Source organism: Streptomyces sp. NTD91 (assembly GCF_059510455.1).
Genome location: NZ_JCAJZW010000029.1, coordinates 71,762 through 94,188, shown reverse-complemented (window position 1 = coordinate 94,188; position 22,427 = coordinate 71,762). Strand labels below are relative to the sequence as shown.

Annotated in this window: 19 protein-coding genes and 2 pseudogenes; 12 read left to right on the top strand and 9 right to left on the bottom strand. The window is 73.8% G+C overall.

Annotation, left to right across the window (positions count from 1 at the left end):
* Positions 1-30: 30 nt before the first annotated feature.
* Positions 31-486: a tellurite resistance TerB family protein gene (locus AC5WRT_RS26470; protein WP_496096419.1), complete on the bottom strand. Its 456-nt coding sequence runs from the start codon at positions 484-486 to the stop codon at positions 31-33.
* 201 nt (positions 487-687) lie between these two features.
* On the opposite strand from AC5WRT_RS26470, the gene AC5WRT_RS26465 reads away from it, so the two are divergent.
* Positions 688-1,056, top strand: a complete 369-nt coding sequence (locus tag AC5WRT_RS26465; protein ID WP_496096418.1) for an ArsR/SmtB family transcription factor — start codon at positions 688-690, stop codon at positions 1,054-1,056.
* A 240-nt stretch (positions 1,057-1,296) separates the two neighbouring features.
* On the opposite strand, the gene AC5WRT_RS26460 is transcribed toward AC5WRT_RS26465, so the two are convergent.
* Together AC5WRT_RS26460 and AC5WRT_RS26455 are read right to left on the bottom strand one after the other, a co-directional pair.
* The gene (locus AC5WRT_RS26460) at positions 1,297-1,764 is read right to left on the bottom strand and encodes a DUF6114 domain-containing protein (protein WP_496096417.1); all 468 of its coding nucleotides are present in this window, start codon (positions 1,762-1,764) and stop codon (positions 1,297-1,299) included.
* Positions 1,764-2,462: a DUF6230 family protein gene (locus tag AC5WRT_RS26455; RefSeq protein WP_496096416.1), complete on the bottom strand. Its 699-nt coding sequence runs from the start codon at positions 2,460-2,462 to the stop codon at positions 1,764-1,766. The genes AC5WRT_RS26460 and AC5WRT_RS26455 overlap by 1 nt, the downstream gene beginning before the upstream one ends.
* A gap of 578 nt (positions 2,463-3,040) precedes the next feature.
* Here AC5WRT_RS26455 and AC5WRT_RS26450 point away from each other — a divergent pair.
* The 3 genes from AC5WRT_RS26450 (at position 3,041) to AC5WRT_RS26440 (ending at position 6,047) form a co-directional block, all read left to right on the top strand.
* Positions 3,041-3,694 (top strand): Tat pathway signal sequence domain protein, encoded by a 654-nt coding sequence (locus AC5WRT_RS26450; protein WP_496096415.1) that lies wholly within the window; start codon positions 3,041-3,043, stop codon positions 3,692-3,694.
* A 480-nt stretch (positions 3,695-4,174) separates the two neighbouring features.
* On the top strand, positions 4,175-4,822 hold the full coding sequence (locus AC5WRT_RS26445) for a ScbR family autoregulator-binding transcription factor (protein WP_496096414.1): 648 nt from the start codon (positions 4,175-4,177) through the stop codon (positions 4,820-4,822).
* A gap of 22 nt (positions 4,823-4,844) precedes the next feature.
* On the top strand, positions 4,845-6,047 hold the full coding sequence (locus AC5WRT_RS26440) for a damage-control phosphatase ARMT1 family protein (protein WP_496100658.1): 1,203 nt from the start codon (positions 4,845-4,847) through the stop codon (positions 6,045-6,047).
* Here AC5WRT_RS26440 and AC5WRT_RS26435 read toward each other — a convergent pair.
* Positions 6,019-7,281, bottom strand: coding sequence for a cytochrome P450 (locus AC5WRT_RS26435; RefSeq protein WP_496100657.1), 1,263 nt, complete (start codon positions 7,279-7,281; stop codon positions 6,019-6,021). The genes AC5WRT_RS26440 and AC5WRT_RS26435 overlap by 29 nt on opposite strands.
* Complete coding sequence (locus AC5WRT_RS26430) at positions 7,278-8,078, bottom strand: alpha/beta fold hydrolase (RefSeq protein WP_496100656.1); 801 nt, start codon at positions 8,076-8,078, stop codon at positions 7,278-7,280. The genes AC5WRT_RS26435 and AC5WRT_RS26430 overlap by 4 nt, the downstream gene beginning before the upstream one ends.
* Before the next feature lie 202 nt (positions 8,079-8,280).
* Here AC5WRT_RS26430 and cyc2 point away from each other — a divergent pair, with 202 nt between their 5' ends.
* From cyc2 to AC5WRT_RS26405, 5 genes are all read left to right on the top strand, one after another.
* Complete coding sequence (gene cyc2, locus AC5WRT_RS26425) at positions 8,281-10,443, top strand: germacradienol/geosmin synthase Cyc2 (protein ID WP_496100655.1); 2,163 nt, start codon at positions 8,281-8,283, stop codon at positions 10,441-10,443.
* A gap of 295 nt (positions 10,444-10,738) precedes the next feature.
* Entirely contained in the window at positions 10,739-11,290 is a 552-nt protein-coding gene (locus AC5WRT_RS26420; RefSeq protein ID WP_496100654.1) for a hypothetical protein, read from the top strand.
* 212 nt (positions 11,291-11,502) lie between these two features.
* The gene (locus AC5WRT_RS26415) at positions 11,503-12,081 is read left to right on the top strand and encodes a PDZ domain-containing protein (protein WP_496096408.1); all 579 of its coding nucleotides are present in this window, start codon (positions 11,503-11,505) and stop codon (positions 12,079-12,081) included.
* A 226-nt stretch (positions 12,082-12,307) separates the two neighbouring features.
* Positions 12,308-13,435 (top strand): aminopeptidase P family protein, encoded by a 1,128-nt coding sequence (locus AC5WRT_RS26410; RefSeq protein WP_496096407.1) that lies wholly within the window; start codon positions 12,308-12,310, stop codon positions 13,433-13,435.
* 51 nt (positions 13,436-13,486) lie between these two features.
* The gene (locus AC5WRT_RS26405) at positions 13,487-14,419 is read left to right on the top strand and encodes an aminoglycoside phosphotransferase family protein (RefSeq protein ID WP_496096406.1); all 933 of its coding nucleotides are present in this window, start codon (positions 13,487-13,489) and stop codon (positions 14,417-14,419) included.
* Between the two features lie 27 nt (positions 14,420-14,446).
* On the opposite strand, the gene treZ is transcribed toward AC5WRT_RS26405, so the two are convergent.
* On the bottom strand, positions 14,447-16,192 hold the full coding sequence (gene treZ, locus AC5WRT_RS26400; protein ID WP_496100653.1) for a malto-oligosyltrehalose trehalohydrolase: 1,746 nt from the start codon (positions 16,190-16,192) through the stop codon (positions 14,447-14,449).
* A 192-nt stretch (positions 16,193-16,384) separates the two neighbouring features.
* Here treZ and AC5WRT_RS26395 point away from each other — a divergent pair, with 192 nt between their 5' ends.
* Together AC5WRT_RS26395 and AC5WRT_RS26390 are read left to right on the top strand one after the other, a co-directional pair.
* Complete coding sequence (locus AC5WRT_RS26395; protein ID WP_496096404.1) at positions 16,385-16,936, top strand: FHA domain-containing protein; 552 nt, start codon at positions 16,385-16,387, stop codon at positions 16,934-16,936.
* A 108-nt stretch (positions 16,937-17,044) separates the two neighbouring features.
* Entirely contained in the window at positions 17,045-17,467 is a 423-nt protein-coding gene (locus AC5WRT_RS26390) for an SSI family serine proteinase inhibitor (protein ID WP_496096403.1), read from the top strand.
* Between the two features lie 149 nt (positions 17,468-17,616).
* Here the strand turns inward: AC5WRT_RS26390 and AC5WRT_RS26385 are convergent, their stop codons facing one another.
* Entirely contained in the window at positions 17,617-18,867 is a 1,251-nt protein-coding gene (locus AC5WRT_RS26385; protein ID WP_496096402.1) for a M14 family zinc carboxypeptidase, read from the bottom strand.
* A 138-nt stretch (positions 18,868-19,005) separates the two neighbouring features.
* Positions 19,006-19,579 (bottom strand): annotated as a pseudogene (locus AC5WRT_RS26380) (oxidoreductase dimerization domain-containing protein); the annotation flags it as partial.
* An 11-nt stretch (positions 19,580-19,590) separates the two neighbouring features.
* On the opposite strand from AC5WRT_RS26380, the pseudogene AC5WRT_RS26375 reads away from it, so the two are divergent.
* Positions 19,591-19,896: pseudogene (locus AC5WRT_RS26375) on the top strand (LysR substrate-binding domain-containing protein); the annotation flags it as partial.
* Positions 19,897-19,903: 7 nt separating this feature from the next.
* On the opposite strand, the gene treY reads toward AC5WRT_RS26375, so the two are convergent.
* Positions 19,904-22,279 (bottom strand): malto-oligosyltrehalose synthase, encoded by a 2,376-nt coding sequence (gene treY, locus AC5WRT_RS26370; RefSeq protein WP_496096401.1) that lies wholly within the window; start codon positions 22,277-22,279, stop codon positions 19,904-19,906.
* Positions 22,280-22,427 lie beyond the last annotated feature (148 nt).

Here is a 22,427-nt window from a genome sequence, read left to right as displayed (position 1 = left end):
GGACCGGCCGTGCCCGCGGCTCCGCACGGCTCAGAGGTCGAACTCGTGCGGCGGCAGATCCAGCGTGAAACACGCCTCGCGCACCACGGCCTGCTCCGTCTTGTCGAAGTCGCCGTCCGCGCCGCCGATCACGATGCCTATCTGGATCACCGCACGCGCCTCGGCGGGCTTCTTCTTCGCCTTGGCGATCTCCTGGAGCACGCTCACCTTCCCGAAGGCGAAGTCGGCCGTCAGCTTGTTCAGGTTGTCCTCGAAGCGGCGCCGCAGGTCGTCCGCCGGGAAGTTCTGCAACACCTCGTTCGTCGCGATGAGCTGCGCCACCCGCTGCCGCTCCGACGGATCGACGGTCCCGTCGGCGGCCGCCACGAGCGCGCACATCGCCATGCTCGCGTCGCGGAACGCGCCGCTCTTCAGGTCGTTCTTCTTCGCCACCAGCTGGGTCTGCATCTGCGACGCCGACTCCTTGACGCGGTCCCACAGGGCCATGCGCACTCCTCGTGTCACTCGTATCACCGGTACGGCGCCGGCCGGGCGGTCTCCCCCCGCACACCGCTTTCAACACCGGGAAAACTGACGGCACACCGGGAAAGTTCCGGCGGACGCCGGCCGACCTACACTGAATCCCCGCACAGACCGGTCACAGGACGACGACAGGCAGAAGACGACGAGACGAAGCGGAGGGTGACAGTGGCGACAGCGCCCGGCACCGGCCGGCAGGACCCCTCCGCCGAGGTGCTCGCCGAGGCGGCCGCCGCCTTCGGACTGCTCGCCTCGCCCGCCCGGCTGCACCTGGTGTGGGCGCTGATCCAGGGGGAGAGCGACGTCACGGCGCTCGCCGAGCGGGTGGGCGGCGCGCTGCCCGCCGTCAGTCAGCACCTGGCCAAGCTGAAGCTCGCCGGACTCGTCCGCTCCCGGCGCGAGGGCCGTCGCCAGGTGTACTTCGTGGACACCGCGGAGCAGGCCGCCGTCGTCGAGGTCGTACGCCTGCTCGTCGGCCGGCTCGCCGAACCGCACGTCGGCGCCCCGCGCCCGGCCCACCGCCGCCATGGCCTCTGAGACCCCGCCGGGCCGGACCTCTGACGAGAACGTCCCCGCGCCGGGGCGCCTGGACCCCGTCCCGCGCGGACTCACCGGCGCGGGGACGCCGTACGGCTCGCCGTGTACGGCGAGAACACTCCGCCCCGCCCGCGCACCCTCCGTGCTCCGCCGCGGGCGGCGGGGCGTGCGCGGCCCCTTCTGTGCCGTCCTCGCCGTTCGTGCGCCGGGGTCCGTGCAGCCGTACGTTCCGTCGAGCCGTCAGGCGGCCACGCCCTGCGTTCCCTCCGCGTCTTCGGTCAGGGCGCTCGCCGCCGCCCGCGCCTGCCCGCGGCGCTTGCGGCGGCTGACGCGCGGCTCCTGGTCGGGAAGCCAGCCGAAGGCGAGGCAGCTGCCGGTCACGCCCAGCAACAGCCCGATGAAGAAGCCGCCCAGGTTGGACGTGACCCAGGAGCCCAGGGAGAGCAGGACGCCGGTGATGGAGTAGAAGAGCCGCTGTGCGGGGTTGAAGAGGATGAGCAGGCCCAGCAGCGCCATCAGCGTCGGCAGCAGATAACCTGCCACCCCCTGCATGCCGATGTGCATCACGACCTTCAGCGAGGCCTTCTCGGTGAGCAGGATCTCGCCGCCGGCCAGGGCGAGCAGCAGCCCGCCCCAGAACGGCCGGCGGGCCCGCCAGCCGCGGAAGACGGCCCGCGCTCCCGGACGTGGACGGGCGGCCGTGCTCATCAGCACCCCGAGTCGCTGAAGCGGAGCTTGAGACCAGGAAGCTTGAACACCCCGGCCGTCGTGGCGTAGTTGGTCTGCCGCAGGTTGTGGATGCGCACGGTGTCGGCCTGCTGGCTGAACACGCCGATCGGGCCCTTCACGCCCGCCTTGGTCAGGGTGCTGGCGTCGTTGCCGATCTCGATGTTGTCGAAGGCGGCGTCGCCGGACAGCTCCGTGGAGTCGGTGGTCAGATCGCCGGCCTGCACCTTGTCCGTGCCGCTGCCCGCCGTGATGAGCAGGTTGGTGCCGCCCAGGTCGACGCTCTGGCACAGGTGGTCGAGCGTGGCGTTCTTGATCGCCGAGGTCACCACCAGCACCTGGCCGCCGGTGTCCCCGGCGTTCGGACTGCCGTCCGCCATGCCGTCGAGCCCGCCGAACTGCTCGAAACCGGTTCCGTCGAGCTCCGTCGCGGTGACCGTGAACGGCATGCCGGAGATCGCGAACTGCACGCCCAGCGCTCCCTGCGCCGTGAGTACCGCGAGTCCGGCGGCGACGAGGGTGGCGGGGACCGCCATCACCGCGGCGCGACGGGCCCGGACCCGGCCCCGTCCTTCCCCTGCGGCGGGGCTCCCGGGGGCGGGCGGTGTCTCGGAGGGAGAACCGTCCTGCGGGTTCTCGGGGTTGTTGCCGACGGACGGGACGTCCGGGGACGAGGCCATGTCTGCTCCCATGGGCGTGGATCGCTGCGGGCCGGGCTTCAGCGGCGCGTGTCCTGGCGCGGACAGCGACTGCCGCGTACGCCTCCTCGCACCCCGGCGGAGCAAGGGCTTTCTGGTTACGCGGCAGTAGCCTTCCAGGAAGTTACCGCCGGTTACTTCGGAGGGTCAAGGGAGATGTGAAAAAAGGGTGCCGGATGTGCGCGAGCTGCGAGTGGGCGGCGCAACTCACCCTGCCCGCCTTGACGTTGACGCTCGATCAGGTCTACAACTTGGCCTGCTTCACGGATCCGTGGCGCCGGATCCGCGAGCGGCACCGGCCGAGTTCTCCCGGCCGCCGAGTCGGCCGCTCGCACCGCATCGCAGAAACCGTTCACATCACCGCGGCCGCGCACGGCCCTTCCCCCCGGCCGTGCCGGGCCGCTCCCAGCCGGCCCGGCCGAAGGCCCTTCCCCCGGGGTCTTCGGCCGGTGCCCGGACCGCCGTCGTCGCCGGACCGCCGCGTACGGAGAAGGCGTCGCGGTCCTGCGCCGACGGCACGAACACCTCATCCGGACCCCACCCAGGAAAGAGGAACCCGCATGCGTACGCGATCCCTTCTCGCCCTCGCCGGCACCGCCACCGCACTCGCGCTCGCTCTCGCCGCACCCGCCTCCGCCGACGGCGGCGCCGTCCTCACCACCGGCGGCGCGGGCGGCACGGCCGTCGCGACCGGCGACACCCTCGCCGCCCCGCTGGCCTCCGGCACGTCCGCCGCGTTCCGCTCCAGCGCGAGCGGCACCAGCGGCGTCTCCTGCACGTCCTCCCAGTTCACCGCCACGGTCACCGGCAACCCGAGCGCCCCCGGCACGGCCACCGAGTCCGTCACCGGGCACACCTTCGACAGCGGCTCCTGCACCAGCAACGTCACCGGCGTGCTCGGCGTCAGCGGCATCACCGTCGAGAACCTGCCCTACACCGCGACGGTCGCCTCCGACGGCACCCTCACCGTCACCCCGGCCGACGGCTCCACGATCCAGACCACCGTGAAGCTGCGCACCCTGCTGGGCTCCGTCACCTGCGTCTACCAGGCGCCCTCGCTGACCGGGAAGGCCGACAACTCCGACAACAGCATCAGCTTCACCAACCAGCGGTTCGCCAAGACCTCCGGCTCGTCGCTGTGCTTCTCCAGCGGCTACTTCACCGCCAAGTACGCGCCGGTGACGGACGGCGGGGCCCCGGTCTTCGTCAACTGACCTCCGTCGACGCACCCGAAAAACAGCTGAGTTCAGCGTCGTAGCAGACGAACTGCGCGGGCGGCGCCCCCGGTGAGCACTCTCACCGGGGGCGCCGCCCGTCGGCATGACCGCAGCGGGTGCGCTGTCGGCGCACTGGTGCACCAGGGGCGCAAAGACACCGACCGGTTCGGCTGTTTCGCGCCTGCTTCGAGGCCCCGTTGAGCAGCCGGCCGTGGGCTGCGTATGGTGGCGATCATGGGTCGGGCACCGGCCGCCCCGCGCCGCCGTGGGCCGTCGGGCAAGGGAAGGGGAAACCGTCCTGGTCTCGTCGTTCACGATCGGTCGAGGGTTCGTCCGATGCCGGATCCGCCGGCGGCACGTGTCGTGACGCCGGCCCGCGCTCCGCACCGCCGCCGGTTCTCGGTCGGCTATGGTGGGCAGGGAGCCAAAAACAAACCGCACGTCCCGTTGGTATGAGTCGCGAGGAGGGGTCACAGGATGGCGAGGCAGTTACGCGCCGAGCAGACCCGGGCAACGATCATCACGGCTGCCGCCGATCTGTTCGACCGGCACGGCTACGAGTCCACGAGCCTGAGCGACATCGTCGCGCACGCGAAGGTCACCAAGGGCGCGCTGTACTTCCACTTCGCGGCCAAGGAGGACCTCGCCGGCGCCATCCTCGAACTCAACGCCAGAGCCGCCAGGACGCTGGTCACCGAGGTCGAAAGCCGTGGCTGCTCCTCGCTGGAGGCCCTGATCCGCACCACCTTCGGCATCGCCCGGCTCGCCGTGGAGGACCCGGTGCCGCGCGCCGCACTCCGCCTCGCCACCGCCGACGTCGCCGTACGGTCGCCCCTGCGGCACCCGTTCACCGAGTGGCTGGACTTCGCAACCCGGAAGTTCACCGGCGCCGTCAGGGAGTCCGACGTGCACGGCGATCTCGACGTCGGCATCGTCGCGCACTCCCTGGTCTCCTTCTTCGTCGGCACCCGGGTCGCCGGCCGCTCGCTGGAACCGGTGGGACGGCTCCCGCGCCGGGTCGCCGAGATGTGGTACCTGCTGATCAGGGGCCTGGTCCCGGTGCACCGCCGCCCCCGCTACATCACCCTCGCCACGCAGTTGGAGCGGGAGACCAGAACCGCCTGAAGCGCGCGATACGGTGACGGACATGCCCTCCACCCCGTTCGCACCCGTGATCCTCGGCAACGAACCCGGCTCCTTCCCGCACAGCGTGCTGGCCGAGCGGCACCCGGCGATCATCGGCCGGGTACGGGACGCCTTCCCGTACGGCCCCGGGCAGCATCGGGCGCTGGACGAACTGCTCAAGAGCTGCACTGGAGGGACGGTCGAGCCGCTGCCGGCCGACGCTCCGGACCGGGACCGCTGGCGGCAGTGGGGTCTGGACGACTGTGCCGGGCGTTCCTGGTACGACCTGCCGTGGCTGTGGTCGGAGAGCTACTTCTACCGGCGGCTCCTCGACGCCGTCGGCTGGTTCGGACCCGGCGCCTGGCAGGGCGTCGACCCCTTCCGCCCGTTCAAGCGCGCCGAACTGGATGCGCCGGAGACGGACGAGGAACTGGCCGCCCTGGACACCCTGCCCGGTCTGCCTCAGGAGCGGCGGGCGCACGCCCTGCTGCACGGTTCGCTGTGGGGCAACCGCGCCGACCTCGGCTTCCGGCTCTCCGCCGAAGGCGCCGAGACCCGCGACCCGGTGCCCGCCCTGGTCGCCGACGACAGCGAAGCCCTGTGGTCGCTGCTGCCGCCCGACGGTACGGCCACACTGGTCCTGGTCGCGGACAACGCGGGCCGCGAACTCGTCCCCGACCTGCTGCTGATCGCCCATCTCCTCGCCGAGGGCCGGGCCGCCCGGGCGGTCCTGCACGTCAAGCCGTACCCGTACTACGTCTCCGACGCCACGACCGCCGACGTGGTCGACGCGCTGCACCGGCTGCGTGCCGCACCCGGCGCCGCGGCCGAGTACGCGCGCGTGCTCTGGTCGGCCATGGCCGACGGCCGCCTCACCGTCCGCGCCCATCCCTTCTCCTGCGCCCCGCTGGGGTACGCGGACATGCCGGACGACCTGCGCGCCGAGTTCGCTGCGGCCACACTCACCCTGTTCAAGGGCGACCTCAACTACCGGCGTCTGGTGGGCGACCGGCTGTGGCCGCCGACCACGCGCTTCCAGGACACGACCGCGTACTTTCCCGGCCCGGTCGCCGCACTGCGCACCCTGAAGTCCGACGTGATCACGGGTCTGTCCGCGGCGACCGAGGCCGCCCTGGTCGCGGCCGAGGGCCGACGCTGGCGCACCGGCGGCACCCATGCGCTGGTCCAGGTGGACGTCAAGCGATCCGCAGCGGCAGCGACTTGATGCCGTTGATGAAGTTCGACACCAGACGCCCGGGCGGGGCGGCGAGCCGTGGGTCCGGCAGGGCGCGCAGCACCTCCTCGAGGAGCAGCCGTAGTTGCAGCCGCGCGAAGTGGGCGCCCAGGCAGACGTGCGGGCCGTCGCCGAAGGACACGTGCGGGTTGGGGGAGCGGGTCGGGTCGAGCCGGCCGGGATCGGCGAAGACCCGCTCGTCCCGGTTGGCCGAGGCGTGGAGGACCACGACCTTGCCCCCGGCCCGGATCCGCCGCCCCGCCAGCTCGGTGTCCCGCGCGGCGGTCCGGCGGAACGTCAGCACGGGTGGATGCCAGCGCAGCAGCTCCTCGACCGCTGTGGGCACCTCCGCCTGCCCGGCGCGCAACGACGCGTACGCCTGCGGGTTTTCCGCGAGCGCCAGCAGTCCGCCGGGGGCCGCGCTGCGCACGGTGTCGTTGCCGGCGACGGTCAGCAGGAAGAAGAACATCTCCAGCTCCGCCCCGGCGAGCTCCGTCTCGTGGGCGAGCGTCGTCATGATGTCGTCGGTGGGACACCGCCGTTTGTGCGCCGCCAGCTGTCCGGCATAGGCGAACATGTCCTTCAGCATCGCCGGCGAGCGCGGATCGACCGGCTTCCCCGACCCGTCCAGCACCGCCGGTCCGGCCTCGTCCGGGTCCTGGTAGCCGATCACCCGCTGCGTCCAGTGCAGCAGCAACCGACGGTCGCTTTCCGGGACGCCCAGCAGATCCGCGAGGTTGAGGAGGGCGTACTCGTCGGTGACGGCGGCCACCAGATCGGCGGTGCCGTCCCCCTGCCGCGCCCGCTCGAGCGCCTCGGCGAGCAGGGTGCGCGCCCGCTCCCTGGCGACGGCCGCGAACCGGCCGACCCGGCCCGGCGTGAAGGCCCGGCTCACCAGCCGCCGCAACCGCCCGTGCCGCGGCGGGTCCTGATTGAGCATCATGCGCCGGACGAACGGGAGGTCCTCCGGATCCGGGTCGCGGATCTGGGTCGCGCCGAGGTGCGAGGAGTACGTCGTCGCGTCCTTCAGCACCCGGACGACGTCCGCGTGCCTGGTCACCGCCCAGAACCCCGGTCCGGCCGGCCAGCCCAGCACCTCCGGCTCGTGCTGCCAGACGACCGGATGGTGGTCGCGCAGCAGTCGGTAGTCGTCGTACGGCACACCGGCGGCGTAGCGGCGCGGGTCGAACACGTCCGGCACCGGCGGCGTCTCGCCCGTGCTCACTCCGGCTCCCTGTCACCGGCCGGGTCCTCGGTGTCCGCCCGCAGGAAGTCCTCGACCACGCGGATCAGGTCCAGCGGCGCCTCGTCCATGGCGTAGTGACCGACGAACGGCAGCGTGACGAGTTCGGCGCGCGGATACCAGGACATCCAGGTCTGCCGCATGACCTCGGGCGAGAGGGCCGGGTCCAGTTCCCCGGCCACCGCCAGGGCGGGCACCTCGCTGCCCTCGACGTCGGCGTGGAAGTCCTCGCCCGCCCAGGAGTCCAGCCAGGCCCGGAAGGCCTTCGCGTCGCTGCGCTCCAGCGAGCGGGCGACCATCCGGTCCAGCCAGGCGGCGGGCCGCCGGCCGCCGGTGGTGAGGTCGATGATCGCGTGCCGGTTCCCCGGCTCGTCCGCGGCGCCCGCGAACAGCGCGGCCTGCTCGCCGGCCAGCGGCACCCCCGAGGCGGGTACCGGAGAGACACCGGCCATCCGCCGCAGCCGGTCCGGCGCCAGGGCCGCCAGTCGCTGCGCCACCGCGCCGCCCATGGAGTGCCCGATCACCGAGAACCGCTCCCAGCCCAGCCGGTCGGCCAGTTCCACCAGATCCCCGGCCGCCTCAGCCGTCGTGAACGCACCGGACGCGCCTTGGGCCTCGCCGTAACCGCGCAGGTCGACGAGCGCGTAGGTGAAGGCGGTGCGGTCCAGGTCCGGCAGGACGGGCGCGTAGGCGGTCCGGTCGGCGAACCAGCCGTGCACGGCGAACACCTTGTGGGCGCCGTCGCCGTGCACCTCATGGGGCAGCACGAAGGAGGTCATGCGCCTACCGTGGCCCGCGGCCGGGGGCGGGGCAAGGGCGCGGGCGGGCCCGGCTGCCGGACCCGCCGGTCCGGACCGTCGCCCGCCTGTCGTGAACACCCGTGGTGGCGGCCGCAGTTCCGGTCCCCGGGGATTTCACGCGATGGTGTGATCACGTTCCGCGCGGCGGATGTGTGCGGGGTGGCGCGGGTAGGGCCCGGCCATGACGCAGCCGTTCGAACTCCCGCACTTCTACATGCCGTATCCCGCGCGGCTCAACCCGCACCTCGACGAGGCCCGTGCCCACTCGACCGCGTGGGCGCGCGAGATGGGCATCCTGGAAGGCTCCGGGATCTGGGAGCAGGCCGACCTGGAGGCGCACGACTACGGGCTCCTGTGCGCCTGCACCCACCCCGACTGCGACGGCCCGGCCCTCTCGCTGATCACCGACTGGTACGTGTGGGTGTTCTTCTTCGACGACCACTTCCTCGACAGGTACAAGCGCACCCAGGACAGGGCCGCCGGAAAGGCCCACCTGGACCGTCTGCCGCTGTTCATGCCGCTCGCCCCGTCGACCCCCGTGCCCGAGCCGCGGAACCCCGTCGAGGCGGGTCTGAAGGACCTGTGGGCGCGCACGGTGCCGTCGATGTCAGCGAACTGGCGGCGCCGCTTCTCCGTGGCCACCGAGCACCTGCTCAACGAGTCGATGTGGGAGCTGTCGAACATCGACCGGGGGCGGATCGCCAACCCCGTCGAGTACATCGAGATGCGCCGCAAGGTGGGCGGCGCCCCCTGGTCGGCCGGGCTCGTGGAGTACGCGACCGCCGAGGTGCCCGACGCGGTCGCCGGGACCCGCCCGCTGCGGGTCCTCATGGAGACCTTCTCCGACGCCGTCCACCTGCGCAACGACCTGTTCTCCTACCAGCGCGAGGTCGAGGACGAGGGCGAGAACAGCAACGGTGTGCTCGTCCTGGAGAAGTTCTTCGGCTGTACGACACAGGAGGCCGCCGAGACCGTCAACGACATCCTCACCTCACGCCTGCACCAGTTCGAGCACACCGCGCTCACCGAAGTCCCCGCCGCGGCCCTGGAGAAGGGCCTCGGCCCGGACCAGGTCGCCGCGGTCGCCGCCTACACCAAGGGGTTGCAGGACTGGCAGTCGGGCGGCCACGAGTGGCACATGCGCTCCAGCCGCTACATGAACAAGGGCGTGCGCACCCGCTCGCCGTGGCGGGCGCCGAGCGGCCCCGGCACGTCGGCCGCCGACGTCGGCGTGCTCCTCGCCGCGGCCGCCCAGGAACGCCTGCGCGCCCACACCCACGTGCCGTTCCAGAAGGTCGGTCCGTCGATCCTGCCCGAGTTCCACATGCCCTACCGGCTCGAGCTGAGCCCCCACCTCGCCGCCGCCCGCCGGAACCTGGCGGACTGGTCGCACCGCATGGGTCTCCTCGAGGAGGGCGTGTGGGACGAGGACAAGCTCGCCGCCTACGACCTTGCACTGTGCTCGGCCGGCCTGGACCCGGACGCCACCGAGGAGGCCCTCGACCTGAGCGCCCAGTGGCTCGCCTGGGGGACGTACGGCGACGACTACTACCCGCTGGTGTACGGTCACCGCCGCGACCTCGCCGCCGCCCGCCTGACCACGGCCCGGCTGTCACGGTGCATGCCCGTGGAGGGCGAGCCGGCCCTCGTCCCTGCCGACGCGATGGAGCGCGGGCTCATCGACCTGTGGGTGCGCACGACGGCCGGTATGACCGCCGACCAGCGGCGCACCCTGAAGGCCGCCGTGGACACGATGACCGAGAGCTGGGTGTGGGAGCTGTCCAACCAACTGCAGAACCGCATCCCCGACCCGGTCGACTACCTGGAGATGCGGCGCGCCACCTTCGGCTCCGACCTCACTCTGAGCCTGTGCCGGACGGGCCACGGCCCGGCCGTGCCGCCGCAGGTGTACCGCAGCGGCCCGGTGCGCTCCCTGGAGAACGCCGCGGTCGACTACGCCTGTCTCCTCAACGACATCTTCTCGTACCAGAAGGAGATCGAGTACGAGGGCGAGATCCACAACTCCGTCCTGGTGGTGCAGAACTTCTTCGGCGTCGACTATCCGACCGCGCTGCGTGTCGTCCACGACCTGACCACCCAGCGCATGCAGCAGTTCGAGCACGTCATCGAGCACGAACTGCCCGTCCTCTACGACGACTTCGACCTGTCGGAGGCGGGGCGGTCCGCCATGGACGGCTATGTCCGCGACCTGCAGAACTGGATGGCCGGAATCCTCAACTGGCACCGGAACGTCGAGCGCTACAAGGCCGAGTGGCTGGCCCGCCGCACCCACGGCTTCCTGCCCGACCGCGCCCCCGCCGTACCGGTCCTCTCGCTCCGCTGACGGTCGCCGAGACCATCGGCAGGCTCACGGAGGACGGGGCAGAGCGCTGACCCGGAGAGCCACGCCGGCCGGCGGAGCCCGGACGCCGCGTGCCCGACCGCGGCTCGCGCCAGGGCCCGGACCATCGGGTGCGGGCGCGAGTCGTCGCCGGCCGGCTCTGGCTGGAACAGGGACGCCAGGGCGCGCCCCTGCTGACCGGCGTCCCGTCACCCCGACCGCGGCAGGCGAGCCGCTGCTGGAGCACGCGGGCCCGCTGCTGCTGCGCCTGGACGCGGCCCGCGGCGACGTCGTGCGCATGGCCGCCGCACCCCAGCACGGCCCGACCCTCGCCACCACCCCGACCGCGCGCGGTCAGCACGTCCTCGCCGCCCTCCCGCCGGACGGCGTCACCCTGCGGGTCCTCGCCCGGGCGGAGATCCCGCCCGCCGTCGCCGCCGGAACCGCCGACCTCGGCCTCGTCGACGGGCTCGCCGCGCCGAGCGATCCGCTGCGTCCGCCCGACGCGGCACCGCCGACCACGCACGGCGCCGCCGAGGAACCCGTGAGCGTCCTGCTCCCCGCCGGGCACCCGCTCGCCACCCGGACCGGTCTGCGCCTCGCCGACCTCGCCGACCTCGCCGACGCCCGCTGGCTCGACGCGCCCGACGCCGCCATCCCGCTCGAACAGATGCGCGCCGCGACCGGCGGCGGCGCTTTTCGCCCCGCCCCGTGCGACGAGGGCACCGACCTCGCCGCCGCCGGACACGGACTCGCCCTGCCGCCCCGCTCCACCGCTACCGGGCACGACCGCCGTCCCGCTCACCGCGCCCCGGGTCGTCCACCGCACCGAACTCGTGCACGCCGGTAACCCCGGGGCAGCGGCACGGGAGGTGATCCGCGGACTGGTGGGAGGGGCGTGACCGCGGCACCCCGCGGGTCCCCCTCGGCACCGCGGAGCCCCCGGACGCCCGCCCCCGTGTGCCATGGCTACCCTCCGCCACCCTCCGGCCATTCTCACTCGTTCGTGTCTCGTCGTGGCCCGGCGCCCCGGGTAGAGCATCAGCCGGAGGCGAGCGAACCATGGAACAGACTGCATTGCGTCCCAGGCCCATGCCCGGTCAGGACCGTCGGGAGAGCTGCATCACCCCCGGCCCGCCGCACCGCCCGCACGCCGCGCCGCGCCGCGCGCGGCGGCTGCGGGCCCTGCTGCTCGGCCTGTTCACCGGCATCCTGCTGGTGCTGACCGGCGTCGGCATCGGCACGGTCGGCACCACGGCGATCGGCATGAGCAGGCTCGCAGCGCCGCGGCACCATGCCCCGCCGGCCACCCCGCCGGACAGGGCCGCGCCCACCGCCCGCGCCGCCGGTCCGGGCCCCGGTCCGGCCGCCGCGACCGGGGCGACCCTGGGCGTCGAGGCCGTCGACGCCGAGAAGGCGGGCGCGCTGGTCGTGGGCGTGCACGTGCCCGGCCCCGGCTATGCGGCCGGCCTGGTGCGCGGGGACGTCGTGCTGCGGTTCGGCTCCAGCCGCGTCCACACCGCCGCCGACCTCGCCCGCGCCGTGGCCGGGGCCCGGCCCGGCAAGCAGGTGGTCCTCACCGTGCGACACAGCGCCGGGGGCTGTCAGCAGTTGACGGTCGCACCGGGGGTGGTGACCTGAACGGGCCGGTGCCGTCCGCGGTCCCGCAACCCCCCCCGGGCGCCCCGGGAAACCCGCTGGTCACCGTCCGTCCCGCGCGCCATGATGGCCCCATGCCGTGTCCCTTCCGAGCCGACCGCGCCCCGCGGGGAGCACCGGCGACCGGCTCGCGCGCCCCTGTCCGGCCGGGCAGGATGCTGCCCGAGACGCCGTCGCCCGTTTCCCCATCAATCACCCGGAGGCCCGGATGACCGGTAGCACGCCCGCGCGTTTCACCGCCGCCGACCACAGGGCCCGTATGGAGCGTGCCGTGCGCTCCGCAACCGACGCCGGCCTCGCGGGGCTGCTCGTGGCACCGGGGCCGGACATGGTCTGGCTCACCGGCTACACCCCCACGGCCGTCACCGAACGGCTCACCCTGCTCGTGCTCGCGCCGGGCCGGGAACCGGTGCTCGTCGTGCCGACCCTGGAGGCGCCGGACGCCGAGCACGCCGCCGGCGCGTCGGCACTCACCCTGCGCGACTGGACCGACGGCAAGGATCCCTACGCCGTCACCGCCGGCCTCCTCGACGGCCGCGGCCGCTTCGGCATCAGCGACAACGCCTGGGCCATGCACCTGCTGGGCCTCCAGCGGGCCCTGCCGGACACCTCCTACGCCTCTCTCACCGACGCCCTCCCCATGCTGCGCGCCGTCAAGGACGCCGCGGAACTGGAACTCCTCGCAGCCGCCGGAGCGGCTGCCGACGCGACGTTCGAGGAGATCCGCAAAGTGCCCTTCGCCGGCCGCCGCGAGTCCGACGTCGGCCACGACCTCGCCGGCCTGCTGCGCCGCTTCGGCCACGAGCAGGTCGACTTCACCATCGTCGGCTCGGGCCCCAACGGCGCCAACCCGCACCACGAGGTCGGCGACCGGGTCATCCGGCGCGGTGACACGGTCGTCCTCGACTTCGGCGGCCTGATGGCCGGCTACGGCTCCGACACCACCCGCACGGTGCACGTGGGCGAGCCCGACGAGGAGGAGCGCCGGGTGCACGACATCGTCCGCGAGGCCCAGGAGCAGGGCTGTCAGGCCGTACGGCCCGGCGCCGCCTGCCAGGAGGTGGACCGGGCCGCCCGCGCGGTCATCACCGACGCCGGGTACGGCGAGTACTTCATCCACCGCACCGGCCACGGCATCGGCGTCACCACGCACGAGCCGCCGTACATGATCGAGGGCGAGGAGCAGCCGCTCGTGCCCGGCATGTGCTTCTCCGTCGAGCCCGGCATCTATCTCCCCGGCCGTTTCGGGGTGCGCATCGAGGACATCGTGACGGTCACCGAGGACGGCGTGCGGCGTTTGAACAACACCACCCGTGAGATGGTCATAGTGGACTGAGAGGCCCAGGAGACACCCTTCGACGACACCCGGAACGGCGACCCGCGATCCATGACCCAGGCACCGACACCCACCGCGGACACCGTCCGCAGACTGGTCCGTTCGCTGCTCAAGGAGAGCGACGACGGCAAGGGACCGGACGTACGGCCCGTGACCGGGGACCGCGCGTACACCTGGTGGGTCGGCACCCGCCATGTGCTGCGCCTGGCGCCCGACCGCGAGGCCTCGGTGGCGCGCCGCCGGGAACTGCGGGTACGCGACCTGGTCCGCCCGCACGTCCCCGTCGCCGTCCCCGCCAGCGTCGCGCACGGCGACTGGGCGCCCGGCCTCGCCTGCACCCTGGACACCAAGGTGCCCGGAGGCACGGCCGAGGAGCACGACGTCTCCGCCGTCGGCGAGGCCGACCTCGCCGGGCTGCTCCAGGGGCTGCGCGCGGTGCCCGCACGGCAGGCGGAGGCGCTCGGCGTGCCGCGCACCCCGCCGCGCTCCCTGGAGGCGCTGCGCCGCATGGCCGTGCACGCGGCCGAACGGCTCGCCACCGCTGACGAGTTCGACGCCGCCCGGCTGCACCAGCTGCCCCCGGCGGGTGCGGCCCAGCTCGCCGCGCAGCCCGGCACCGCCGTCCTGACCCACCACGGCCTGACCGGCGAGCACGTGGTGGTCAGCGTCGACGGCCGGGTGCGCGGCGTCCTCGACTGGACCCGGGCGGCCCTCGGCGACCCCGCCGAGGACATCGCCGGTCTTGCCGTAGCCGTCGGCTCCCCCGCGGCCGTCCGCGCCGCCACCCTCGCCGGCTACGGCGCCCGCCCCTGCCTGCGCGGCCTGTGGCTCGCCCGCTGCGACGCCGTCATCCGTCTAGCCGGCCATCTCGAGGGCCGCGCGGGCGGCTCCGCGGCACTGCTGCGGACTCGGCTGCGGCGGGCGTGGGAGCCGATCCTGCTGGAGCGGTTGTCGGACTTCAAGGAGGACGGGACCGAGCCGTAGCCCGCGGGCCCCGGGGCGTCACCGGCCTCAGGGCTGCGCCAGCACCACGCAGGACTCCGCCGGCACCTGGAGCAGGCCGTTCCCGTCCGGCGTGTCCACCGGCTTCCACGCCGCCAGGACCGCCGCGGGACGGGTGCCGAGCGGGATGGACGCCGGTGCCTTGCCCAGGTTCACCACCACGCACACGTCACCGCGCCGGAAGGCCAGCCAGCGGGCGTTCTCGTCGTACGCCGCCTTGGTGTCGGCGAGGTCGGGGTCGGTGAGGTCCGGCTGCTCGCGGCGCAGGGCGATCAGCCGGCGGTACCAGTCCAGCACGCGCGCGTGGGGCTCGCGTTCCGGCTCCGACCAGTCCAGGCAGGACCGCTCGCGGGTCGCCGGGTCCTGCGGGTCCGGTACGTCCTCCTCGGCCCAGCCGTGTGCCGCGAACTCCCGCCGCCGCCCCCGCCGTACCGCCTCGGCCAGCTCGGGATCGGTGTGGTCGGTGAAGAACTGCCAGGGAGTGCCCGCCGCCCACTCCTCGCCCATGAACAGCATCGGCGTGAACGGCGAGGTCAGCGTGAGCGTGGCCGCGCAGGCCAGCAAGCCGGGGGAGACGAGGCCGGAGAGCCGGTCGCCCTGGGCGCGGTTGCCGACCTGGTCGTGGGTCTGGCTGTAGCCGAGCAGCCGGTGCCCGGCCACCCGCGCGCGGTCCAGCGGCCGGCCGTGGTGCCGCCCCCGGAAGCTGGAGTACGTGCCGTCGTGGAAGTAACCGCCGGTCAGCGTCTTGGCGAGCGCGGCGAACGGTGCCTGCGCGAAGTCGGCGTAATAGCCCTGTGACTCACCCGTCAGCGCGGTGTGCAGCGCGTGGTGGAAGTCGTCGTTCCACTGGGCGTGCAGCCCGAGGCCGTGCTCCGCGCGCGGGGTGACGAACCGCGGGTCGTTCAGATCCGACTCGGCGACGAGGAACAGCGGCCGGCCCAGCTCCTCGGCGAGGCCGTCCACCGCCGCCGACAGCTCCTCCAGGAAGTGGCACGCGCGCGTGTCGTACAGCGCGTGCACCGCGTCGAGCCGCAGCCCGTCGATCCGGTAGTCCCTGAGCCAGGCCAGCGCGCTGCCGACGAGGAACGCGCGCACCTCGTCCGAACCGGGCCCGTCCAGGTTCACCGCCGCACCCCACGGCGTGTGGTGCGCGTCGGTGAAGTACGGCCCGAAGAGCGGCAGACAGTTCCCCGACGGGCCCAGGTGGTTGTGCACGACGTCCAGGAGGACGCCGAGACCGAGTTCGTGCGCCCGGTCCACGAACCGCTTCAGCGCGTCAGGGCCGCCGTACGGCTCGTGCACCGCCCACAGCGACACTCCTTCGTAGCCCCAGCCGTGCCGTCCCGGGAACGGGCACACAGGCATCAACTGCACGTGTGTCACGCCCAGTTCCACCAGGTGCTCCAGCCGGGCCGCCGCCGCGTCCAGGGTGCCCTCGGGGGTGCAGGTGCCCACGTGCATCTCGTAGAGCACGGCACCGGGCAGCCCCCGCCCCGCCCACTGCGCACGCCACGCGTAACGCCCGTGGTCCACGACCGCGCTCAGGCCCTCCGGGCCGTCCGGCTGGCGGCGTGAGCGGGGGTCGGGCAGCGCGGGGCCGTCGTCCAGGGCGAACCCGTACCGGACGCCGTCCGCGGCCTCCGCCTCCCCCGTCCACCAGCCCGCCCGCCCGGGATCGCGCGTCAACGCGCGCGTGCCACCCCCGCAATGGAGCGTCACTCGGTCTGCCTGCGGTGCCCACACCTCGAACTGCACGGACGGTTCCCCTTCGTCTGTGATCTCTCGTCTGCCCACCGTGATGTCCCGCGTCCTCATCGTGCCCGCCGAAACGATCGGTCAGCCGTCGAATCCGTCCTTTGCCGCCGGGCGTCGCTGGAGGTACCCGCAGATCGGCGCCGATTCCCCGTTTTCTGGACACCCGGGGTTCACTGCCCGACAATCACCAGCGTGACGTCGTCCTTCGAGTTCTCCACGTACCCCGCGCGGCTGTCCGACGCGGAGCGTGACAAGGCGCTGCGGGTGCTGCGGGACGGCGTCGCCATGGGCCGGCTCTCGCACGACACGTTCGTGCGCCGCATGGAACTGGCCCTCGCCGCCCGTCGCGCCGACGAACTGGCCGCCCTCGTCGCCGACCTGCCCCGCGAGAACCGTTTCTCCCGCGCGGTCCTCGGCACCGTCGAGGCCGTCTCCGGATTCACCGTTCGGCTGCGCCGGGCCTGGCAGGCCGAGCGGCTGCCCAAGCTGCTGCTGCCGCACCCCGCGCACGCCCACCCGCTGCGCATCGGCCGCGACCCGGCCAACGGGCTGCGCCTGAACCACGAGACGGTCTCCCGCGTGCACGCCGAGCTGAGCCGCCAGGGCGGCATGTGGGTTCTCAGGGACCTCGGCTCCACCAACGGCACCACCGTCAACGGCCGCCGGGTGATCGGCTCGGTCGTGGTCCGCGAGGGCGACCAGGTCGCCTTCGGCCGGGTGGCGTACCGGCTCGCCGTGAGTTGACCGGCGCCGGCCGGTCCGGTTCGAACAGGCGCTCCCGCACGCGCGCCTGCCGTCCCGATCGGGTGAGCCGCACTGCGGAACACGGGCCGACGTGCCGATGCAAGGGGCATGACGTACATCACCAGAGCGGCAGCGGCAGGCGGCGCCCTGCTGGCGGCCGCCGGACTCCTCGTCGCGGGCCCGGCCCGGGCGGCGACCCACGACCACGGACACGGCAACTGGCTCTACCTCACCGTCACCAAGGGCACGAGTGTCCGGGGCGCCCTGCTGCTGTGCGGACTGCCCCGGCGCGACGCGCACACGGAAGAGGCCTGCGCCGAACTCGCCGCCGCCGACGGGGACACCGGCCGCATCCCGCCCAAGCACGTGTTCTGCCCGATGATCTACGCCCCGGTGACCGCCCGCGCGTACGGCCGCTGGAACGGCCGGCCGGTCTCCTTCCGGGAGACCTACAGCAACACGTGCACCATGAAGGCGCGGACCGGCGCGGTGTTCGACCTGGACGGCCGGGGGCCGACGGCCGAGGGCTGACGGCCGACGGGCGCGGCCGGCGGCGCGGCCCGGGCGGTGTGGACCCTCGCGGCCCGGGCGGTGCGGACCGCCGTCGGCCGCGCGGTGTGGGTCACCTCGGGCGCGCCGACGTGGGCCGGCACAGGCGGCGCGGTGTGGGGCCGGACGGCTCACATCGCCCGCTCGCGCGCCTGCTGGGCCGCCACCAGGACCGTCCGGGACTGGTGCTCCACCTGGTGATCCAGCGGCACCCAGCGGGCCCGGAAGCGCTCCGCGAAGGCGTCGCACCAGTCGGCCACGAGCTGTTCCAGCCGGGGTGCCGCCCGGTCGTCCGTCTCCCGCAGCACCCGCAGCAGCATCGCCGCCGCGCGCAGCGGCAGCCGCCGCCCGAAGGCGTCCACACTGCCGACGTACGCCATCGTCGTCCCGGCCGGCGGCGTGTGGATCCAGTCCTCGGCGAGCCCCGGGATCAGCTCCAGCGCCCAGCGCGCCGCCCGCAGCAGCGGACCGTCCACGCCGTCCAGCCGGGGCAGCGCGTCGGCGAGGATCCGCTCCACCTCCAACGAGTCCCGCAGCAGCCGCTTCGCCAGGCGCCGCATCGCCGCCGCCGGCGCCGGGTGCGGCGCCGGGTCGTCCACCAGGTCGCTGGCCCACATCGGAACCTCCACCACGGCCGTCAGACCGCCGTACCGGTGCGCGTGGTACCAGGTGCTGTGCCGTGCGTCGTCCGGCATGCTCGGGTACGCGGCGCCCGTCTCCGGGCCGGGCATGACATGCACCCCGGGGGCGGCGGCCGGCCAGCCGGCGGCGTCGGAGGCGCCCGTCTCCACCGGGATGTGCAACTGGGCGGCCGACTTGGCGAACGGCTCCGCGAGCCCCGGCACGTCCCGGGTCAGCTGTACCCAGCTGCCGCCCAGGTCGGTGCCGTGCAGAGTCACCTGGAGGTAGGGCTGCAACTCGTCGATCACCCCGGTCAGCGCCCGGGTCTCGGGTGGCAGCCGGTCCGGCGGCAGGACGGACGGCGACCATTCCGGCTGCTCGGCGCCCGTCGGCCGGTAGAAGCCGCGATGGTAGTCGAGCAGGCTGCGCGGCGCCGGTGTCACATGCAGGCTCGCGCCGTCCGGATCCGCGCACAGCAGGAAGTGCCAGGACACGTCGGCACGCAACTCACGCTCGGCGAGGACACGTTCCGCCAGCACCCGCAGGGTGGAGCCGCCGGCGGGCTCGTTGGCGTGCGCGCCGGCGACCACCAGCACCGCCCGCCGGGCATGCCCCACCGAGAGCAGATGCAGGGGCCTTCCCGCCCGCGAGACGCCGACCTTCCTGAGCGAGCACAGCCCGGGTTCCTGAGCGGCCAACGCCTGAGCGGAGCCGACCAGTTCGGGAACGCTGGGGTAGCGCAGCTCCGGCAGAAGACTCACCCCCGACTTGTTCCGCCCGGCTTCGCACTCCAAGTCCCGCACGCGAAAGGTGAACTGTCAAGCATGCGGAGAGGGAGGCTCCCGGGGGCGCTCGGGCACAAAGCCCGGGGCGCGCTGCGGGCGGCACGTGCCGGGCGGTCACTGCTGGTGCAGGCCACGCCCCGCGAGCGTCAGGAGCACCTCGCCCACCGCCTCCGAAAGCGTCGGGTGCGCGTGCACGTGCCGGGCCACGTCCGAGGGATCGGCGTCCCGGCCGACGATCAGCTGGCTCTCGGCGATCGTCTCCGACACGTGCGGGCCCACCGGGTGCACGCCGAGCACCCGACCGCCGCCGGCCTCGGCGACGACCTTCGCCATGCCCCCGGCCGTGCACCGTCCCCTCGGCCACGGCGGTCAGCGGCATCGTGTTCACGTCGACCTCACGCCCACGCGCGCGTGCCTCCGTCTCGCTCGGCCCCACCGAGGCGGTCTGCGGCGCGGAGTACGTCACCCGGGGCACGGCCGCGTAGTCCACGAGCCCGGGCGAGGGCGGCGGCAGCAGGTCCCCGACGACATGGATGCCCGGCACGGCCGTCTCCAGCCGGTTCCAGTCCGCCGGTACGACGAACCCCCGAGGGTCCGTCGCGAGGCCGGCCGCGGCCAGGTCCAGGCCCTCGGTGACCGGCGCCCGGCCCACCGCCACCAGCAGCCGCTCGGCCTCCACGGTGCGCACCTGTGCGCTGGGCCTGCGAGAAAGCCGGGTTCCGGCCGCGGACCGCCGTATGGACCGAGCACACCTCGACGGCCGTGCGCATGGCCGCCGCCGGGGCCGGGGCGTGCGTGGCGTCGGCCGACGTCGTGCGCGGGGCGGTGGGCGAGGACTGCGCCGTCCTCACCCCCGACCCGGCCTGGAAGCGCCCCCTGGCCGTCCACGCGCGTGTGCCGCCCACGGGCGCCGCCGAGGACCTCGTGGACCTCCTCCGCACCACATGGCCCGCCCCGGGCACGTGGCCCGGCCCGCACGAGCCGCTCACCGCATCGCTCGGCTGAGCCCCGCTCACTCCTCCCCGAACCGCTCCAGAAGCGCCACCGGAAGCCGCTCGAAAAGGTCCGCCACGGGCGTGTCGCCGGTGAACTCCCGGTCCGGGGCGAGGACGTCCGTCCAGCGGCCGGGCGGCAGCGTGAGGCGGGTGTCCCGCCAGCCACCCGTCTCCGCGAGCCGGAGGGACAGCCGGGTCACGGCCGTGACCACCTCGCCGGAACGCGCGAACGCCAGACAGTGGCCGGCCGCCGCGCCCTCGGCGGTCAGCGGGTCGTAGGACGCGGACGCGCCGAAGGCGCCGGGGCGCCGGGCACGCAGCCGCAGGGCCGCCGCCGTCAAGGCGTCCTTCTCGCCGGGCGCCTCGGGCGGGAGAGGCACCGGACGCCGGTTGTCCGGGTCCACCAGCGCCCGGTACTCGCTCTCCGTGCCCTGGTACAGGTCCGGCACCCCCGGCATCGTCAGATGGACCAGGGCGGTGCCGAGCACGTTGGCCCGGACGTGCGGCTCCAGCGACTTGCGGAACGCGGCCACGCGTTCGCCGGGCGGCCCGCACGGCCCGGCCGCGACGAACGCGGCCACGGCCTCCTCGTACGGCGGTTCCTGCTCCGTCCAACTGGTGTACATGCCCGCCTCGCGCGCGTGCTTCAGCAGCGCCTGCCGCACGCGCTCCTCCTCGGCGGGCCCGAGACCGAACACCGTCTGCCAGGCCGCCCAGGCCAGCTGCCCGTCCGGCACGCCCACGCCCTCCTCGGGCCGGTTCACCTCCGCCAGCAGCTCCGCCCACCGGTCGGGGCACTCGGTGAGCACGGCCAGCGCGGCGCGGACGTCGGCGCTCCGCTTGGTGTCGTGCGTGGAGACCACCGTGCCGGTGTCGGGCCAGTCGCGCTGCACGCGCGCGCAGTACGCGTGGAAGTCGTCCGGGGACACCCCCGGCCGGCCCGGATCACCGCCCACCTCGGTCGCCGACAGCAGCGGCACATAGCGGTAGAACGCCGTGTCCTCCACCGACTTGGCGCGCAGCGCCGACGCGGTCTGCGCGAACCGGGTGCGGAACTCCACCCGGTCGGCCCGGTCCGGCGCCGACGGATCGCCGGGCGGCTCGACGAGCAGCCGTCGCACCACATCGACGGCGTCCGCCTCCTCCGGCACCACGAAGGCGAGCCGGGCCTCCTCGGCGGCCTCCTCGGTGATGACGGTGCCCGCGTCGCAGGAGGCGTACGGCCGGTACACCCGCATCCTCACCAGCAGCTCCTCCACGGCCGTGCGCAGCGCCCAGGGCGCCCGGTCGCGCAGGCCCGGATCCGGCGAGGTCGCGCAGAGCCGGGTGGCCACCCGGGTGAGCCGGTCGGTCTCGGTGGCCAGCTCGTGCGTGAGCACCTTGTAGGCGGCCCGCCGTACCGTCGCCTCCCAGTTGCCGCCCCGGTCCGTCTGCGGCGCCGCGAACGCCCGGTAGCGGCCGAGCAGTTCGTACGCCCCGGTCTGGTCGGTGAACAGGCCATCGACCTGCCGCAGGGCGTCGTAGCCGGTGGTGCCCGCGACGGGCCAGGACGCCGGGAGCCGCTCGCCGTCGGCGAGGATCTTCTCCACCACCGTCCACCGCCCGCCGGTCGCCTCGTGCAGCCGCGCGAGGTAGCCGTCGGGGTCGGCGAGCCCGTCGGGATGGTCGACGCGCAGTCCGTCGAGCACGCCCTCGCGCAGCAGCTGGAGGATCTTGGCGTGGGTGGCCTCGAACACCTCGGGGTCCTCCACGCGCACCCCGATCAGCTCCGAGATGCTGAAGAACCGCCGGTAGTTCAGCTCGGTACGGGCCAGCCGCCACCACACCGGGCGGTACCACTGGGCGTCCAGCAGCTCCGGCAGCGGCAGACCGGCGGTGCCCGCCCGCAGCGGGAAGGCGTGCTCGTGGTAGCGCAGCACGTCGCCCTCGGCCACGAGGTGCTCCAGCTGCGAGCCGACCGGGCCGCCGAGCACCGGCAGCAGCACCTGCCCGCCCTGCGCCTCCCAGTCGATGTCGAACCAGCGCGCGTACGGTGAGCCGGGCCCCTCGCGCAGCACCTCCCACAGGGCGTGGTTGTGCCGGGGTGCCATGGCCATGTGGTTCGGCACGATGTCGGCCACGAGGCCGAGACCGTGCTCGCGCGCGGTGCGCGCGAGTGACCGCAGGCCCTCTTCACCGCCCAGTTCCTCGCGCACGCGTGCGTGGTCCACCACGTCGTAGCCGTGCGGGGAGCCGGGCACGGCCTCCAGGACCGGCGACAGATGCAGATGCGAGACGCCGAGCGACGCCAGGTACGGTACGGCCGCAGCGGCGGCCGCGAACGGGAACGCGGGCTGGAGCTGCAGCCGGTAGGTGGCGGTGGGCACTCCTGGTCCGGGTCGGGCGGAAGTCATGGAAACCTACGTACCCAGCCTGCCGCCTTTCGTGTCATCACCGCCTGAACGGACGCACATCCGCCCATCCGGCCCACTGGCGGAAACGTCCGTCACGGGCGCGTACCGGGCGGGCGGCCCGCCGCTGAGGCTGCCGCCGCCCGCCGCC